General features: G+C 46.5%; 15 protein-coding genes. All 15 read left to right on the top strand.

What is annotated here, in order from left to right; genetic code table 11:
* Positions 1-72 precede the first annotated feature (72 nt).
* Complete coding sequence (locus V6984_RS14510) at positions 73-486, top strand: TIGR04086 family membrane protein (protein ID WP_342756329.1); 414 nt, start codon at positions 73-75, stop codon at positions 484-486.
* Positions 487-580: 94 nt separating this feature from the next.
* Complete coding sequence (gene scfA, locus V6984_RS14505) at positions 581-724, top strand: six-cysteine ranthipeptide SCIFF (RefSeq protein WP_342756328.1); 144 nt, start codon at positions 581-583, stop codon at positions 722-724.
* Between the two features lie 114 nt (positions 725-838).
* Entirely contained in the window at positions 839-2,224 is a 1,386-nt protein-coding gene (gene scfB / locus V6984_RS14500) for a thioether cross-link-forming SCIFF peptide maturase (RefSeq protein ID WP_342756327.1), read from the top strand.
* A gap of 18 nt (positions 2,225-2,242) precedes the next feature.
* The gene (secD, locus tag V6984_RS14495) at positions 2,243-4,402 is read left to right on the top strand and encodes a protein translocase subunit SecD (protein WP_342756326.1); all 2,160 of its coding nucleotides are present in this window, start codon (positions 2,243-2,245) and stop codon (positions 4,400-4,402) included.
* Positions 4,403-4,550: 148 nt separating this feature from the next.
* Complete coding sequence (gene recJ, locus V6984_RS14490) at positions 4,551-6,317, top strand: single-stranded-DNA-specific exonuclease RecJ (RefSeq protein ID WP_342756325.1); 1,767 nt, start codon at positions 4,551-4,553, stop codon at positions 6,315-6,317.
* 24 nt (positions 6,318-6,341) lie between these two features.
* Positions 6,342-7,271, top strand: a complete 930-nt coding sequence (gene pfkB / locus V6984_RS14485) for a 1-phosphofructokinase (RefSeq protein WP_342756324.1) — start codon at positions 6,342-6,344, stop codon at positions 7,269-7,271.
* Between the two features lie 280 nt (positions 7,272-7,551).
* Positions 7,552-9,042 carry a UDP-N-acetylmuramoyl-L-alanyl-D-glutamate--2,6-diaminopimelate ligase gene (locus tag V6984_RS14480; protein ID WP_342756323.1) on the top strand — a complete coding sequence of 497 codons (1,491 nt, stop codon included), beginning with the start codon at positions 7,552-7,554 and terminating at the stop codon, positions 9,040-9,042.
* Complete coding sequence (gene priA, locus V6984_RS14475) at positions 9,015-11,291, top strand: replication restart helicase PriA (RefSeq protein WP_342756322.1); 2,277 nt, start codon at positions 9,015-9,017, stop codon at positions 11,289-11,291. The genes V6984_RS14480 and priA overlap by 28 nt, the downstream gene beginning before the upstream one ends.
* A gap of 16 nt (positions 11,292-11,307) precedes the next feature.
* Complete coding sequence (gene def, locus V6984_RS14470) at positions 11,308-11,793, top strand: peptide deformylase (protein WP_342756321.1); 486 nt, start codon at positions 11,308-11,310, stop codon at positions 11,791-11,793.
* Positions 11,790-12,740, top strand: coding sequence for a methionyl-tRNA formyltransferase (fmt, locus tag V6984_RS14465; protein WP_342756320.1), 951 nt, complete (start codon positions 11,790-11,792; stop codon positions 12,738-12,740). The genes def and fmt overlap by 4 nt, the downstream gene beginning before the upstream one ends.
* Before the next feature lie 85 nt (positions 12,741-12,825).
* Entirely contained in the window at positions 12,826-13,533 is a 708-nt protein-coding gene (locus V6984_RS14460; protein WP_342756319.1) for a zinc metallopeptidase, read from the top strand.
* 20 nt (positions 13,534-13,553) lie between these two features.
* On the top strand, positions 13,554-14,852 hold the full coding sequence (gene rsmB, locus V6984_RS14455) for a 16S rRNA (cytosine(967)-C(5))-methyltransferase RsmB (protein ID WP_342756318.1): 1,299 nt from the start codon (positions 13,554-13,556) through the stop codon (positions 14,850-14,852).
* Between the two features lie 21 nt (positions 14,853-14,873).
* Positions 14,874-15,905: a 23S rRNA (adenine(2503)-C(2))-methyltransferase RlmN gene (rlmN, locus tag V6984_RS14450; RefSeq protein ID WP_342756317.1), complete on the top strand. Its 1,032-nt coding sequence runs from the start codon at positions 14,874-14,876 to the stop codon at positions 15,903-15,905.
* 17 nt (positions 15,906-15,922) lie between these two features.
* On the top strand, positions 15,923-16,675 hold the full coding sequence (locus tag V6984_RS14445; RefSeq protein WP_342756316.1) for a Stp1/IreP family PP2C-type Ser/Thr phosphatase: 753 nt from the start codon (positions 15,923-15,925) through the stop codon (positions 16,673-16,675).
* On the top strand, positions 16,668-18,809 hold the full coding sequence (gene pknB, locus V6984_RS14440; protein ID WP_342756315.1) for a Stk1 family PASTA domain-containing Ser/Thr kinase: 2,142 nt from the start codon (positions 16,668-16,670) through the stop codon (positions 18,807-18,809). Before V6984_RS14445 ends, pknB begins: the two co-directional genes overlap by 8 nt.
* The last annotated feature ends 18 nt before the right edge of the window (positions 18,810-18,827 follow it).

The raw sequence follows: 18,827 nt of genomic DNA, 5'->3' as shown, positions 1-18,827 counted from the left end.
GAATAACTTATAATAACCTTATTCCATAGGAAAAGATAAGAAAGCGGAGAAAAAAGAGGAAAGGGGATTTATATGAGAAATATAGGATTGCGGAGGGGGAAAAGCACATATGCAAAAGAGGATGGGGGAGTTAGTTTACATAATATTTTTTTATTGAAATGCCTGCTATTTTCTTATGTTTTAACGGCCGGGCTTCTGCTTTTGCTCGCTTTGATATTGTATCGGTTCAGCCTTCAGGAGAAGGTGGTCAATATTTGTATTATCCTGGTTTACATAGCGGTAACCTTTTTGGCGGGATTCATAGCGGGGAAGCGGATGGGAAGCAGAAAATTCTTATGGGGACTTTTAATGGGAGTGATGTATTTTGCTGTACTGGCGCTGGTTTCGTTAATCGTGAATCATAGTCTGCAGGATGTGGGATCTAACGCCCTGACGGTATTTCTTTTATGCGGTGGAAGCGGGATGTTAGGCGGGATGCTAAGCTAGCATTAAAGAGAACAAACACGAAAAAAAATGCTTTTCCTTATGAATAATTTATGCTATACTACAAGAAGTTTAGGAAACATAAGGAGGCTTTGTTATGAAACATATCAAGACATTAAGCACGAGAGATTATAAAGAGTCTATGAAAAAGGGCGGATGTGGAGAGTGTCAGACCTCTTGCCAGTCAGCTTGTAAGACCTCTTGCACCGTTGGTAATCAGAGTTGCGAAAAGTTGAAATAAGCTGAGAATAGCAACATTACAGGTTTTTGTAAGCAGCGATGTGAATCGCTGCTTATTATACGTTTTATATGAAAAGCGGATAGAAGCAGCTGAAATAAGAAAGGAAATAATGAAGTGATACATCAGTATAAGAACAATGGATACAACATCGTGCTGGATGTGAACAGCGGAGCAGTACATGTGGTGGACGACATTGTTTATGATTTAACGAAAATAGTGGAGAAATTGCTGGAAGAGGGAACGCCGGAGGATGTGGATGTGCTCACAAGCGCAGCGTTGAAGGAGGAGCTTCTTCCTTATGAAGAAGAGGAAATAAAAGAGGCTCTGGAGGAGATTCTGGCTCTGAAGGCGGAAGGAATTTTGTATGCGCCGGATATTTACGAAAAATATATCGGAGATTTTAAGAACCGGGAGACGGTAGTGAAGGCACTTTGCCTGCATATAGCACATGATTGCAATCTCGCCTGCAAATATTGCTTTGCGGAAGAGGGAGAGTATCATGGAAGACGGGCGCTTATGAGCTTTGAGACGGGGAAGAAGGCACTTGACTTTCTGGTGGCGGGTTCGGGGAACCGTATCAATCTGGAAGTAGATTTCTTTGGAGGAGAACCTCTGATGAACTGGCAGGTGGTTAAGGATCTGGTAGCTTACGGACGAAGTCTTGAGGAAGCGAACCATAAGAAATTCCGCTTTACCCTTACGACCAACGGCGTCCTGCTAAATGATAAGGTCATGGAATTTGTCAATAAGGAAATGAGCAACGTGGTGCTCAGTATTGACGGAAGAAAGAGCACGAATGATAAGATGCGCCCCCATAGAGGAGGACAAGGCAGTTACGAGGAGATCGTTCCTAAGTTTAAACGGCTCGCAGAGAGCAGAGACCAGATGAACTACTACGTGAGAGGTACTTTTACCAGAAATAATCAGGATTTTTCCGAAGATGTGGCCCACCTTGCGGATCTGGGCTTTGAGCAAATATCGGTGGAACCGGTAGTGGCGAAGCCGGAGGAGGACTATGCGCTTCGGGAAGAGGATCTGGATAGGCTGTTTGCCGAATATGACAAGCTCGCACTGGATCTGCTGGAGAGAAGAAGGAAGGGAAATCCGGTCAATTTCTTTCATTTCATGGTGGATCTGGAAGGCGGACCGTGCGTAGCGAAGCGATTGTCCGGCTGCGGCTCCGGTACGGAATATTTGGCGGTGACCCCATGGGGAGATTTGTATCCATGCCATCAATTCGTGGGGCAGGAAGAATTTTTGATGGGAAATGTGGATGAAGGTGTTGTTCGCACCGATATTAAAGAAGAATTTAAAACCTGTAACGTATATTCAAAGGATAAGTGTAAGGAATGTTTTGCCAAGTTCTATTGCAGCGGAGGCTGCGCGGCGAATTCTTATAATTTTAAAGGCGATATAAACGACGTCTACGATTTGGGCTGCGAACTGCAAAGAAAGCGCATAGAATGCGCTATTATGATAAAAGCAGCATTGGCTGAGTAAAAAGGAGATAATAAGAAGATGAAAAAGAGAAAAGCGGTCATTATTTTACTTGTAATGTTATTAGCGCTTGTCGGGCTTACCTATGCGGCTGTGGAAGGCATAGGAACCGAAAAGGCCGGAGCAGCCTCGGGAATCAAGCTCGGTCTTGACCTTGCGGGGGGCGTGAGCATAACTTATCAGGTAGTGGGAGATGAAGTTCCCACTGAAGAGGATATGGCGGATACCGTCTACAAATTACAGAAGCGTGTCGAGAACTACAGCACGGAGGCACAGGTATATCAGGAAGGTGCGGACAGAATCAATATTGAGATTCCGGGTGTTTCCGACGAAAATGCCATCTTAGAGGAGCTTGGTAAACCTGGTTCCCTCGTATTTATGAATTCTGCTAATGAAGAAGTTCTGTCCGGTACCGATATTGCCAATGCGGAGGCAGGATCCCAGCAGGACAGTATGGGAAACAGCCAGTTTGTCGTACAGCTCACCATGACGGACGAAGGAAAGCAAAAGTTTGCTGAGGCAACGAAGGCTGCTTATCCTACCAATGATATCATTTATATCATATATGACAATGCGGTTATCAGCGCTCCGGCCGTACAGGCTGAGATTACGGACGGACAAGCGGTCATTACCGGAATGGCTTCCTATGAAGAGGCTGAAAGCCTGGCTTCTACCATCCGTATCGGCGGACTGAAGCTGCAGTTAGAGGAACTTCGTTCTAATGTAGTAGGCGCACAGCTGGGCTCCGAGGCTATCAGCACGAGCTTAAAGGCAGGTGCTGTCGGCTTCGTTATGGTAGTTGTATTTATGGTAGTCGTATATTATGTGATGGGAGCGGCGGCCAGTCTGGCTCTTGCTATTTATACGGCGCTCATCGTAGTGCTTTTGAATGCTTTTGAAATTACTTTGACACTGCCGGGTATCGCAGGCATTATCCTGTCCATCGGTATGGCGGTGGATGCCAACGTTATTATCTTCGCCAGAATCAGAGAAGAGCTGGCTACGGGCAAGACGATTCCGACCTCTATCAAGATCGGTTTTGAAAGAGCTATGCCCGCCATCATCGACAGCAATATTACGACTCTTATTGCAGCCCTCGTTCTTGGGGTAAAGGGTTCGGGTACGGTAAAGGGCTTTGCACATACTTTAGCGTTAGGTATCGTTTTGTCTATGTTTACAGCACTTTTTGTTACGAAGCTGATCATGAATGCATGCTATGCGATAGGGCTTAAGAACGTCAAGCTGTACGGTGTGGGAAAAGAGATAAAGACCATAGACTTCTTATCCAAGAAAGTGATTTTCTTCGCTATTTCCATAGCGATTATCGTAGGAGGCTTTGTCGTAATGGGTGTCAACCATACGACGAAGGGAAGCGCATTTAACTATAGTCTCGAGTTCGTGGGAGGAACGTCGACGAACGTTACCTTCAACGAAGACTTGTCCATTGCCGATATTGACAGCAAGGTCGTTCCGCTGATTGAAGATGTTATAGGTGACGGCGACGTGCAGACTCAGAAGGTTGCGGATACCAATCAGGTTATCTTTAAGACGAGAACTTTGGACTCGGAGGAACGGCAGACTGTCAAGGATTCTTTGGTAGAGAACTTCTCTGTGGATGAAAGTACGATTACGTCCGAAACGATCAGCTCTGCAATCAGTAGTGAAATGCAGTCGGACGCTTTGATCGCGCTGGTGATATCGATGATATGTATTCTCGTTTATATCTGGTTTAGATTCAAGGATATCCGCTTCGGTGCGAGTTCTGTGTTAGCGCTGCTAAACGATGCACTGGTGGTAATCGTGTTCTATGCGGCGGCCAGAATATCCGTAGGCGGCACTTTTATAGCATGTGTGCTCACTATTGTGGGTTTCTCCATCAACTCGACCATCGTTATCTTCGACCGCGTCAGGGAGAATCTGGCCTTGTCAGGAAAGAATACGGATTTGAAGGAGTTAGTCAACAGAAGTATTACCCAGACGTTATCCAGAAGTATCTTTACTAGCTTGACGGTATTTTTGATGATACTGGCTTTGTATGTTTTTGGAGTGACAAGCATCAAGGAGTTCGCACTTCCCCTTATGGTAGGGACCATATGCGGAGCTTATTCCTCTATCTGCCTCTCAGGAGCGATGTGGTATATATTCCGTACTAAAATAGTAAAGAAAGCAAAAGCAAAATAATCCGGCAAAACGGATACTTATGGCGGTATAACTGTTTGGTTGTACCGCCTTTATCGATTGATGGTACCATCGTTTGGCAAGGTCTTACACGTCTGTGTGTGACCTTGTCAAGCAATGGTAATGCTGCCGGCGACGAAGGAGTGGTTTTATGGCACAGTGGTTCATATCAGCGAAAAAAGCTGATTTCAATAAAATTGCAAAAAAGTATAATATCGACCCTGTCTTGGCGAGGATCCTACGAAATAGAGATGTAATTGAAGAGGAAGAGATAAGAAAGTATCTCAAAGGCGGCAGACAGGACTTATATGCTCCGGACCTGCTTAAGGATATGGATAAGGCGGTGAAGCTGCTTTGCCGTAAAATAAAGGAGGGGGAGAGTATCCGTGTGATCGGGGATTACGATGCAGACGGTATATGCTCCTCCTACATCCTTCTGCGGGGGTTAGTTGCCTGCGGCGGAAATGTGGATACGGTGATTCCTCACAGAATAAAGGACGGATACGGGCTGAATGATTCGTTGATCGAAGAAGCACATAGCGATGGCATAGACACGATCGTTACATGTGATAACGGCATTGCGGCAGCGCCGCAGGTGGCCTATGCCAAAGAGCTGGGGATGAGTGTAATTGTTACCGACCACCATGAGATTCCATATGAAGAGGAGAACGGAAAGCGGGTTTACATTCTTCCGGAAGCAGATGCGGTAGTGAATCCAAAGCAAGAGGAGTGCGTTTATCCGTACAAAAATATATGTGGAGGCGTTGTGGCATATAAGGTGGTTCAGTCTTTGTTTTCTTCTCTCCATCCGGAAAATGAAATGGAAATTATCGAAGAGCTTTTGGAAATTGCGGCTTTTGCAACTGTCTGTGACGTGATGGAGCTGAGGGACGAGAACCGTATTATTGTAAAATGCGGACTTGAAAATATGCAGCACACAAGGAATCAAGGCCTAAAGGCCTTAATAGAGGTGTGCGGGCTGGAAGGTAAAATGTTATCTGCCTATCACATAGGCTTTGTGCTTGGGCCCTGCATTAATGCCACAGGACGGCTGGATACTGCAGGGAGGGCGCTTTGCCTTCTTAACAGCAGGAGCCGTTCGGAAGCGGTGCAAATTGCTGCCGAACTGAAGGATTTAAACGACAGCCGGAAGGAAATGACATTAAAGGGAACAGGGGAGGCGATGGAATGTATCGAGAAAAACGACTGGAAGGAAGACAAAGTTCTCGTCGTTTATCTCCCGGAATGTCATGAAAGCCTTGCAGGAATCATAGCGGGACGGCTGCGGGAGAAGTACGGAAGACCCGTCTTTGTGCTCACCAGAGGTGAGGATGGCGTGAAGGGATCGGGGCGCTCCATCGAAGGCTATCACATGTATGAAGAAATGACAGCTTGCAAGGAGTATTTTACAAAATATGGCGGACACAAAATGGCAGCCGGGCTTTCCATGGAGGAAGAAAACGTGGAAAGTTTCCGTAGAAAAATAAACGAAGTTTGCCGTTTGACTGAGGAAGATTACGAGGAGAAGGTGCATATCGATGCGGCGATGCCTTTTTCTTATCTTTCGAAGGAACTCATCGGGGAGCTGGAGCTTTTGGAGCCTTTCGGCGTAGGAAACAGCAAACCGGTTTTTGCACAGAAAAACGTACATATTATAAATGCGAGAGTAATGGGAAAGAATCAGAATGTAGGCAAATACCGAATACACGATGAAGAAGGCGGTTCCTATGAGATGGTATACTTCGGAGACCTGGAGAGGTTTCACGAGTTTCTTGCCGTACAGGCAGGGAAGGGGAACGTAATGCGGATGCTTGAGGGCGCAGCAGTGGACATTACCATAAGCATGACTTATTATCCTTCCATCAACAGTTATGCAGGCAGGGAAAGTATACAAATCGTCCTGCAAAATTACAAATAAGGAAGAATAAGAAGGAGGAAGACTATGATTTTAACAGTAACATTGAATCCGGCAGTGGATAAGACGTATACGACGGGCTCCCTGATTCTTGGACAGGTCAACCGCCTAGAGACGACACAGAACATCGCGGGAGGAAAAGGCGTTAATGTGGCGAAGATACTGAGGCAGTGCGGATATCCCGTTACAACATGCGGGTTGTTGGGCGGTTATACGGGGTTGTTTATTGAAGATTACATGAATAGCATAGGAGCGGACTGCCGCTTTACCAGGGTAGCAGGAGAGACGAGGAGCAACATTAACGTTCTAGCTAAGGACGGCTATGTTACAGAGCTTCTTGAGCCGGGACCGGAGGTCTCTGATGAGGAATTGGAAATATTCGTAAAAGGCTATGAAGAAGCGATAACGAGGTGCGAGCTGATCGTGCTTTCCGGCAGCATAGCCAGAGGAATACGGTCCGATATTTATAAAAGGCTGATTAAACTTGCAAATGACAATCAAAAAATCTGTATACTGGACACAAGTGCAGAAGCGCTTCGCTGCGGCATAGAGGCTCATCCTTATATGATAAAGCCCAACCAAAAGGAACTGGAATATCTGGTAGGGCATAAACTAACAGATATAGAGGATGTTGCGGATGCGGCAGGGAAACTGTGTGAAGAAGGAATCGCGAAGGTTGTAGTTTCCATGGGAAGCAAGGGACTGTTATCCGTTTCCAGGGAAGGAGCGCTGTGGGCCAAAGCTCCTTCTGTAAAAGCGGTAAACACGGTGGGCTGCGGCGATAGCGTAGTAGCTTCCTATGCGATGTCCATGTTAGAGGGGGAGGATGACTTTTCTTCCTTAAAGAGGGCGGCGGCAACGGCGGCTTCCAGTGCGTCTACGTTTCAGAGCGGAGAGATTTCGTTAAGGCTTTCGAAAGAACTGCTCGATAAAGTACAGATTGAGAAGAGAAAGTGAAAAGAGAAAAGGGGAAGGAATCCTAACATGCAAAAAAGTCCGGGGCTGCCGGACCTTTTCGCATTTTCTTATGAGGGGGGGAGATAGTGAGTTTTTCAACTATCTTGATTAATACTATAAGGCTTATATGTGAAGAAAGTGTGTTCAAATTATTTAAAAAAAATAAATTAAGTATAAACCTTTCTGAAAGTATTTTAATAAAGGGGAAGACTTAAGGGTAGAAGTTGAAAAAAGTGGATATCCATGCTATTCTTTTAAAAGAAAAGAGGGAAAAACGATAATGGAATTGAAAAAATTGCTGGAAAAGCTGGAATATGAATGCCGGATGGGGACGACGGACAGAGATGTCAATGCGATAGTTTATGATTCCCGGAAGGTGACGGAAGGGTGCTTGTTTGTCTGCATTACGGGAGCCAAGGCGGACGGTCATGACTTTGCAAAAGAAGTGGCTAAGAAGGGTGCGAAAGTTCTTGTTGTGGAGAAGGATGTGGAATTGCCGGAGGAGATGGGAGTTACCATCATTAAAGTGGCAGATACCCGTTATGCTCTGGCATTTTTATCGGCGGCCTGGTTCGGCAATCCCGCGCAGCAGATGAAAATCATTGGAATTACCGGAACAAAGGGCAAGACCACGACCTCATACCTTGTGAAGGCCATCTTGGAAAATGCGGGGTATAAGGTAGGGCTCATCGGAACCATAGAAGTGATCATAGGAACGAAGAGGCTGCACGCTGTCAATACTACACCGGAATCATATCTGATTCAGGAATATTTCAGGCAAATGGCGGATGCCGGCTGCGATGTTGTTGTCATGGAGGCCTCCTCTCAAGGATTTAAGCTCCATAGAACACAGGGCTTTATTTTCGATTATGGAATATTTACCAATTTGGAGCCGGATCATATCGGTCAGGACGAACATGCGGATTTTGAAGAATACTTGGCGTGTAAGGGACTTCTTTTCAGGCAGTGCCTGGTAGGCATTATAAATAGGGACGACTCACATTGGAGGGAAGTGACGAAGAACCATACCTGCACGATAGAAACCTATGGTTTCGATAAAGAAGCAGATCTGAGTGCACAGAACTTATCACTCATTAAGAGGCCGGGAGAGCTGGGAATACTCTTTGATGTAAAGGGGCTCATGGATTTTACTCTGGAGGTGATCAATCCAGGAAGGTTCAGTGCATACAACGCGCTTACTGCGATTGCCATTTGCAGGCATTTCGGCGTTGGGGTAGAGGCGATAAGAAAAGCTTTTCTGGAAGCGAGGATAAAGGGCAGAATAGAGATGGTAAGGGTGTCTGATGAATTTACGCTTATCATAGATTATGCGCACAATGCCATGAGCCTGGAGAGCCTGTTAAGTACTTTGAAGGAGTATGAACCCAATAGGCTGGTATGTCTGTTTGGCTGCGGCGGTAACCGCTCGAAAATGCGGCGGTATGAAATGGGAGAGGTCAGCGGAAGGCTGGCGGATCTGACTATTATCACTTCGGATAATCCCAGATTTGAAAAGCCCCAGGATATCATAGACGACATTAAGACAGGAATCAAAAGAACCGACGGGAAATATATCGAGGTCTGTGATAGAAAAGAGGCCATCGCATATGCGATCGACCACGGAGAGCCGGGAGATATCATAGTTCTCGCCGGCAAGGGACACGAGGATTATCAGGAGATAGAAGGGATAAAATATCCGATGGACGAGAGGGACCTTATTCGGGATATCCTGAAGGAGCGCGGATGGAAGGAAAATATGCAAACATTATAATCGACATATCCCACGAGAAGGTAGACCGCCCATTCCAGTATGTGATTCCTCCACAGCTGCGGAGTGGACTTGATGTGGGGGCCTGCGTAGCAGTGCCTTTCGGCGCGGGTAATCATTTGAGAAAGGGTTATGTTATTGAAATAACGGATAAGGCAGAGTTTGCGCCGGAGAAGCTGAAAAGTATAGCATATGCGGAGGAAAAGGATGTAACGGCTCAGGACTATTATATTCGTCTGGCGGCATGGATGAAAGAGCAGTACGGCTCCACGATGATTGCGGCTTTAAAGACCGTGCTTCCCGCAAAACAAAAGATAAAAAAGGTGGAAAAGAAAGCATGCAAACTTCTTCTGACGAAGGATGAGGCAATGGCATCTCTTGAGGTCTGCAGTGCAAAGAAACAGGTAGCAAAGGCAAGGGTGCTGGAGGAACTGATAAAGGAAAACGAGATTCCGGTACCGATTCTTACCGGAAAGCTTCATGTTTCCATGAAGACCTTAGAGAGTCTCGAAAAGCAGGGAGCTATTCAGATAACGGTAGAGAGCAGCTACCGAAATCCCGTAGAACTTATGGCGGATAAGGAAGATGTCCGAAACGAGAGTTATGGGGCCAAAAAGGATTTAAGCGAAGAACAGAGCTTCATATACAGGGACATCATGTCCGGATATGAAGCGGGCGTAAGAACTACCTGCCTCATCCATGGAATTACAGGGAGCGGCAAGACAGAGGTCTATCTTAAGCTGATTGAAGATATCGTAAAAAAAGGAAAACAAGCCATTGTCCTGATTCCGGAGATCGCACTGACTTATCAGACGGTACTGCGTTTTTATAAATGCTTCGGCAGCAGAGTATCGGTGATGAATTCTACCTTATCCAAAGGGGAGAAATACGACCAGTGTGAAAGGGCGAAAAAGAGGGAAATTGATGTAATCATCGGACCGAGGTCTGCACTCTTCACCCCTTTTCCTGATCTGGGACTGATTATTATAGATGAAGAACACGAAAGTACATATAAAAGCGAAGCCATGCCGAAATATCATGCGAGGGAGACCGCAATAAAAATTGCCTCCATGCATGGAGCTTTCGTGGTATTGGGTTCCGCGACCCCCTCCTTGGAATCCTATTATAAGGCAAAAAAAGGAGAATATAAGTTATACGAGCTTAAGAAAAGGCAGGCAGGAGGAGAGCTGCCCGCTGTTTATACTGTAGATTTAAGGGAAGAATTAAAGGAGGGAAATCGCTCCATTTTCAGCAGAAGGCTTCACGACCTGATAGGGGAACGTTTAAAAGCGGGAGAGCAGACCATTCTCTTCCTGAACCGGAGAGGTTATGCGGGTTTTGTCTCTTGCCGCGCTTGCGGACACGTGATGAAGTGCCCCCACTGTGACGTTTCGCTGTCGGAGCATAGAAACGGGAAGTTGATTTGTCACTACTGCGGACACGAGGAGCCGTCGGTGAAACTCTGTCCTTCCTGCGGCTCCAAATATATTCTGGGATTTCGGGCGGGAACTCAGCAGATAGAGGAAGTACTTCATAAGGAATTCCCGAGGGCGAGGGTGCTTCGGATGGATGCGGATACTACCCGCACGAAGGATAGCTATGAAGAGATTCTGAGCGGTTTCGCTAACGGGGAAGCCGATGTCTTGGTAGGCACACAAATGATCGTAAAGGGACACGATTTTCCGGATGTGACATTAGTAGGAATTCTGGCAGCGGATTTATCCCTGCATGTGAATGACTACCGGGCGGGTGAGCGTACCTTCCAGTTGCTGACACAGGCAGCAGGGCGGGCCGGAAGAAGCGGCAAGCCGGGAGAAGTAGTCATCCAGACCTATGACCCGGAGCACTATAGCATCGTACATGCAGCGAGTCAGGATTATCGATCCTTTTATGAAGAGGAGATGTTTTTCAGAGAGCTGCTTCACTATCCGCCTGCGGCCCATATGCTGGCCGTGCTCATCGCTTCGCCGAAGGAGGAGTCAGGACTCGAGCTCGCTAAGGCGATGGGAGAGCTGGTAAAGCAAAAGGCAAAGGCTGTTGATGACGGCACCGGTGTCATCGGGCCGGCGCCGGCGTCGGTAGGAAGGGTAAACGATATTTACCGTTATATGCTCTACATTAAGAATACCGAATATCATAATCTGGTAGAAATAAAAAATATGCTGGAAACTTATATCGGAGAGCGGAGAAAAAAGGAGGAGCTGAAAACGGAGACGGTTCAGTTTGATTTCGACCCGATGAGTTCTTATTAGAAAGGATGAAATAACGATGGCAATCAGAAACATAAGAGAAATTGGAGACGATGTATTAACAAAAAAATGTAAAGAGGTAAAGGAAATGACGCCCCGCATCAGAGAGCTGATCGACGACATGTTCGATACCATGTATGAAGCTTACGGCGTAGGACTTGCGGCACCACAGGTGGGTATATTAAAAAGAATCGTTGTAATTGATGTGACGGGAGAGGATCCTTATGTGCTCATCAATCCGCGGATCGTGGAAGTGAGCGGTGAGCAGACGGGCAGCGAGGCGTGTCTTAGTGTTCCAGGCAAGACGGGAATAGTTACGAGGCCAAACTATGTGAAGGCTGTAGCTTTAAATGAGAACATGGAGTCTTATGAAATTGAAGGAACGGAACTTTTGGCACGTGCTATCTGCCATGAGCTGGACCACTTGGACGGTCAGCTCTACGTGGATAAGGTAGAGGGAGAGCTGATGGATGCTTCCGATCTGGATTTGGAGGATGAGGAATGAAAATAGTCTTTATGGGAACCCCGGATTATGCTGTCGGCTCTTTGGAAGCAATCGTGGGCGCAGGTTATCAGGTCGCCGCGGTGGTGACGCAGCCTGATAAGCCTAAGGGGAGAGGGAAGGATAAGAATATTCCGGAATTACAGATGCCGCCGGTAAAACAGTGTGCGCTGAAATATGGCATTCCCGTTTTCCAGCCGGTTAAAGTAAAGGCACCGGAGGCGGTGGAGGAGCTTAGAAAATACGAAGCGGATATTTTCGTGGTAGCCGCATTTGGACAGATATTATCGGAGGAAATATTGAATATGCCAAGATATGGCTGTATCAACATTCATGCTTCCCTTCTTCCCAAGTACCGGGGAGCCGCACCGATTCAAGGGGCGATCCTAAACGGAGAAAATGAAACCGGTATTACGATTATGCAGATGGACAAGGGAATAGATACCGGTGATATGCTTATGAAATGTACGGTACCTATCTCTGAAAAGGAAACCGGAGAATCCTTACACGATAAGTTGTGTGAAGCGGGAGCAAAGCTCATTGTACAGGCGCTTCCTCTGATAGAGGATGGAAAGCTGATTCCGGAAAAGCAGAAGGAGGAAGATGCCACGTATGTGACGGTGCTTAAGAAATCCCAAGGGCACATCGACTGGACAAAAGAGGCTTTGGTTATCGACAGGCTCATCAGAGGACTGAATCCGTGGCCAAGCGCGTATACTTATTATGACAGCAAGACTTTGAAAATATGGGAAGCGGAGCCCGGGGAACTGGAAGAGGGACCGGCGCAGGCGGGTACTGTGACGAAGGTGGAAAAGGACGCTTTTTATGTGAAAACAGGAAAAGGGGAATTGAAGGTAACACAGGTGCAGCTAGAGGGGAAAAAGAGGATGAGTGTAAAGGATTTTTTACTCGGATATGCGCTGAAGCCGGACACAATTCTTGGCAGATAAGAAAGATAGAGTTTGCTTCACCCGGTGAAAATTAATTCACCTTGTGAAGTTCACTTCACTTAAATAGATACGGAGGTTGACATTTATGTATGGATATTACGGATATTATATGGACCCTACTTATATTCTGGTGCTGATTGGAGCGATTTTGTGTATTGCGGCCAGCAGCAGGCTGAACAGCACTTATAATAAATATGAAAAGATACGGAGCAGGAGCGGACTGACCGGAGCCGAAGCGGCGGCGAGAATTCTTAGCTATTCCGGGATTCATGATGTGAGAATCGAACGTGTATCAGGGAATCTCACCGATCATTATGACCCTAAGAATAAGGTTCTCAGGCTGTCGGACCGCACTTATGGATCCGCCTCTATTGCGGCCTTAGGCGTTGCGGCCCACGAATGCGGACACGCCGTGCAGCATAAGGAGGAATATGTGCCGATACGTTTTCGTAATGCGCTTGCCCCTATTGCAAATATCAGTTCTACGCTGAGCATCCCGCTGATTCTTCTGGGCGTGATACTCGGAATGTATTCCACCCTTGTTCAGGTGGGAATATGGGTATTTGCAATAGCGATATTGTTTCAGATCGTTACCCTTCCCGTGGAATACAATGCCTCTTCCAGAGCGCTTGTGATGCTTCAGGACTATGGAATCACCGGAGGAGAGGAAACTGCCAGCTGTAAAAAGGTCTTAAGCGCAGCGGCACTCACCTATGTGGCGGGTGTGGCATCCTCGCTGTTACAGCTTCTTCGTCTGCTTCTTCTGTTCGGAAACAGACGAAGCGATGACTGATAACCGGAAGGACATTTTTTATGAATATAAGAGAACTGATTCTGGATATGCTGTTAGAGATAGAAAAGGAAAAGACCTACAGCCACATTTTAATGCGAAGCGTACTCGATAAATACGATTATCTGACGGCACAGGAAAAAGCGTTTATCAAAAGAGTGACGGAGGGAACGCTTGAAAGACGAATACAGATAGATTATATTCTGGACAGTTATTCCAAAGTTCCGGTAAAAAAAATGAAGCCGCTCATTCGAAACCTTCTTCGCATGAGCGTATATCAAATACTGTTTATGGACGGGGTTCCCGACTCAGCCGTCTGCAACGAGGCGGTAAAGTTAGCTAACAAAAGGAAATTTCAGTCGTTAAAGGGTTTTATCAACGGTGTACTCCGTAACATTGCCAGACAGAAGACAGAAATATCCTATCCCGATAAGGAGAAGAATAAAGCGGAATATTTGTCGGTGTGGTATTCCATGCCTGAATTCCTTATTTCCATGTGGATGGAGGACTACGGCATAGAGCAGACAGAAAGGATGCTTCAGGCGATGCTCGCCGTCCGTCCGGTAACGGTCCGGTTAAAGGAGACCATGAACGAGGCAGAGAAAGAGGCTCTTTTAAAGAGAATCGAAGAGGCAGGAATAAGGATAAGGAAGCATCCGTATCTGTCCTATGCCTATGAACTTGAACACTTGGACGGGGTGAGGAGTATTCCGGGCTTTGAGGAAGGGCTTCTTACCGTACAGGATGTAAGCTCCATGCTCTGTGTGGAGAATGCGGGGATAAAAGAAGGCGATTTCATTCTTGACGTGTGTGCTGCTCCGGGAGGAAAGGCCACCCATGCGGCGCTCAAGCTGAAGGGCAGAGGAAGAGTTCTGGCCAGAGACCTGACGGAGGAGAAGACAGCCCTCATCGAAGAGAATATACAGCGCCAGGGCCTTGCTAATATAACGACAGAGGCTTATGATGCTACGGTTTACGACGAGACGCTGAACGAAAAGGCGGATGTTGTTCTGGCAGATCTGCCTTGTTCGGGGCTGGGCATTGTGGGAAAAAAACGGGACATTAAATATAACATAACGAAAGAAGCACTGGAGGAACTTCCTCTGTTGCAGAAGAAAATACTGAGTGCCGTATGGCAGTACGTAAAGCCAGGCGGGGTACTTATTTATAGCACATGTACGATTCACAAAGAAGAAAACGAAAGGGTAGCGGAGTGGTTCGCCCATAATTATCCTTTTGAATTTATCGATTCCAGGCAGCTTTTACCGGGACTTGAAGAGACGGACGGATTCTTCATTGCGAGATTCAAACGGCATGTATGAAAGATTTTAAAGAGGAAGGGTATGAAGAAAGATATAAAATCGATGACGCTTTCCGAGTTGAAAGAAGATTTGGCAGGCATGGGAGAGAAATCATTCCGTGCCGGACAACTTTATGAATGGATGCATGTAAAGCTCGTTAGACACTTTGACGATATGACAAATATATCCAGAGAATTGAAGAGAAAGTGTGAGGAAAATTATGATTTTACCGATTTAAAAGAAGTGACGGTGCAAGAATCCAAGATTGACGGCACGAAGAAATTTCTTTTTGAGCTGGAAGACGGAAATATGGTAGAGAGCGTATGGATGAAGTACAAGCACGGAAACTCTATCTGCATCTCCTCACAGGTGGGCTGCCGGATGGGCTGTACCTTCTGTGCTTCTACCTTAGATGGGCTGGAACGTTCCCTTACGCCTTCGGAGATGTTAGATCAGATTTATGCCATAACGCGGCTGACGGGAGAAAAGGTCTCTAACGTGGTGGTGATGGGGACGGGGGAGCCCATGGATAACTACGACAACGTGCTGCGATTTATAAGGCTGCTTACAGACGCGGACGGCTTAAATATAAGCCAGAGAAATATTACAGTTTCTACTTGCGGCATCGTGCCCAGGATGCGGGAGCTTGCGGAGGAAAAGCTGCAGATTACGCTGGCGCTGTCCCTTCATGCGACGACTGATGAGAAACGAAAAAGGCTTATGCCCATCGCCAACCGGTATGGGCTGGATGAACTGATAGAGGCTTGTGCATACTATTTTGAGAAGACCGGAAGAAGAATTACTTTTGAATACAGCCTTGTAGGAGGCATAAACGATACGGATGAGGATGCGAGAGAACTAATAGCGCTCATAAGGCACTTAAACTGTCATGTCAATCTCATTCCGGTAAATCCCATAAAAGAACGGGATTATGTGTCCAGTACCCATGAGAAAGCGATGGCATTTAAAAATAAACTTGAAAAAAACGGAATAAATGTTACTATAAGAAGGGAAATGGGCAGAGATATTGATGGAGCCTGCGGGCAGCTTCGCCGAAAGGTCATTCATCAATAGATACAGGAGGTTTTAAGGTGTTAAAGACGTTTTCCGTTACGGATATTGGAAAAAAGAGAAAATTAAATCAGGATTATGTATTTGTATCCGACACTCCCGTAGGAAATCTCCCGAATATATTTATCGTTGCAGACGGAATGGGCGGACATAATGCAGGGGACTACGCATCCAAATATACGGTAGAAACCATGCGGGAAGAAATAGAGCGTTCCTTCGAAAAAAGCCCGGTTAAAATACTAGGTAAAGCCATCGAGGCGGCCAACGAGCATATCAGGAAAAAGGCCGAGGAAGAGGAGGCTCTTGCAGGAATGGGAACTACGGTAGTGGCGGCAACGTGCTTGAACGGCAAATATCTGGAGGTCGCCAATGTAGGAGACAGCAGGCTGTACGTAGTAAGCGACAGAAAAATTGAACAGATTACAAGGGATCATTCCTTGGTAGAGGAGATGGTCCGAATGGGGGGCATCGACAGAGAGTCGGCGAGAAGCCACCCGGATAAAAATATAATCACCAGAGCGATTGGTGCCAAAGATACTGTAGAGGTGGACTTTTTTAACGTAGAGCTCATGCCCGGCGATATTGTGTTAATGTGTTCGGATGGATTGACCAATATGCTGGAGGACGGAGAAATCCGAATGATTCTGGGCTCGCCAAAAAGCGTAGAGGAAAAAGCGGAAGAATTGGTTATGGCGGCCAATAATAACGGCGGTAAGGATAATATTGCGGTAATTATTATCGAACCGTTTGCAGACGAGGTGGAAAATGATTAAAATTGGAATGATAATCGGTGACCGGTATGAAGTACTGGAAAAAATTGGAACCGGCGGAATGTCGGACGTATACAAGGCGAAAGATCATAAGCTGAACAGAAATGTGGCAATTAAGGTACTGAAGCAGGAATTCTCTGAAAATGCGAATTTTGTTTCCAAGTTCCGGGTGGAGGCTCAGGCGGCAGCCGGACTCATGCACCCCAATATCGTAAACGTATACGACGTGGGCGAGGAAAACGGTATTTATTACATCGTTATGGAACTTGTGGAAGGCATTACGTTAAAGCAGTACATCGAAAAGAAAGCGCGCCTCTCCGTAAAAGAGGCTGTTAGTATTGCCATTCAGGTTTCCATGGGAATAGAAGCCGCACATAAAAATCATATTATCCATAGGGATATCAAGCCTCAAAATATTATTATTTCCAAGGAAGGCAAAGTAAAGGTAACAGATTTCGGCATTGCCAAGGCCGCGACCAGCAATACGATCACGTCCAATGTTATGGGCTCCGTTCACTACACTTCACCGGAACAGGCCAGAGGAGGATACAGCGACGAAAAGAGCGATATTTATTCTCTGGGTATTACCATGTTCGAAATGCTTACCGGAAGAGTTCCTTTTAATGGGGAGACAACGGTAGCGATAGCCATCAAGCATATACAGGAGCCGTTGCCGTCACCAAGAGAATATATCTCAGAGATACCGGTCAGCGTCGAGCAGATTGTATTTAAATGCTGCCAGAAAAGCCCGGATAGAAGATATCAGTCCATGGGAAACCTCATTGCGGACTTGAAACAGTCATTGATCAATCCCGATGAGGACTTCGTTAAAATCGTGAACCCAAATGAAGAAGCGTCCACAAGGATGATTACCGATAAGGATATGGTACAAATTAAAAAGCAGTCCGACAGAAGGGATTCCATGGAAGAGGAGCTCCGCCTTAAGAAGAATAAGAACGTCCGTCCAATCTATGAGGAGGAAGAAGAGGACGAGGAGGAAGAAGACGAGGATATCGATGATATGGAGGATGAGGACGATGAAGAGGAAGAATACGATTCCAAGATGGAACGTATTACTACAGTACTTGCCATTGCTGCTGCCCTTCTCATCGGATTTATCGTACTGTTCCTTGTTGGAAAGACTCTGGGAATCCTGCCCTTTGGAGGTTCGGAAGGCGAGGAAACGCAGGAGGAGTCCGGCAAGGTAGAGATGCCTAAAGTAGTGGGACGTCAGATCGAGGAGGTTAAGGCGGAGCTTTTGGGCTTGGGCCTAACACCGGAAATTACTTACAAAGAAGATTCTCAATATGATGAAGGGCTTGTACTGGAATGTAATGTCGGCATCGGTCAGATGGTGGATTCCGGCACAGAAATCATTCTTACGGTCAATTCCGGAACGAGCGGTATAGAAGTGCCGGATATCGTGGGGAAATCCACGGCGGAAGCGGTGGCTAACCTGGAAGGAAAAGGCTTCACCGTAAACAAGACGGAGAGCTACGACGCACAGGTAGCCAAGGGGAATGTCATTTCCCAGACGCCGGAGGGAGGAACGAAAGCGCCCAGCGGTTCAGCGGTTACTATACGTATCAGCCAGGGCCCGGAGGATAACAAGATCAGGGTGCCTAATCTGGTCGGAGTGTCGGAAATGGATGCCATGGCGACGCTGACGGAGGCGGGATTAAAGGTAGGAAGCGTATCTGAGGTAAATAACGATGACGCCTCCTTAACAGGGCTCGTATGCTATCAGAGCTATTCCGTAGGCTCTTATGTGGACAGCGGAACAGCTATCGATTTAAAAGTAAGTCTGGGACCGAAGCAGTCCACTTACAGCTATAGTGGAAGTATCCAAGCGCCTACGGCGGAAGAAGACCCCGAATACAGAGACGGGCTGAGCGTTACGGTTACAGTGGATACGGCAGATGGAATCCAGCTTTTAAATACGAATACGACATCCTTCCCGATATCGGTCAACTATACGGGAATCAAATCGGGAACGGGAACGATTACCTTCACGTATACGGTAACAACCGATTCGCAGACGGTGACGAATCCCGATACGGGAGAAGTGACTACCACAGAAGGAACTTCTACTCAGAAGACGCTAACGAGAGAAATTCAATTTACGCCGGAATCTTAGCCTAAGGAAAGAAGAGTA

The organism is Kineothrix sp. IPX-CK (genome assembly GCF_039134705.1).
Lineage (GTDB): Bacteria > Bacillota > Clostridia > Lachnospirales > Lachnospiraceae > Kineothrix > Kineothrix sedimenti.
This window is presented reverse-complemented; position numbering and strand designations above follow the sequence as displayed.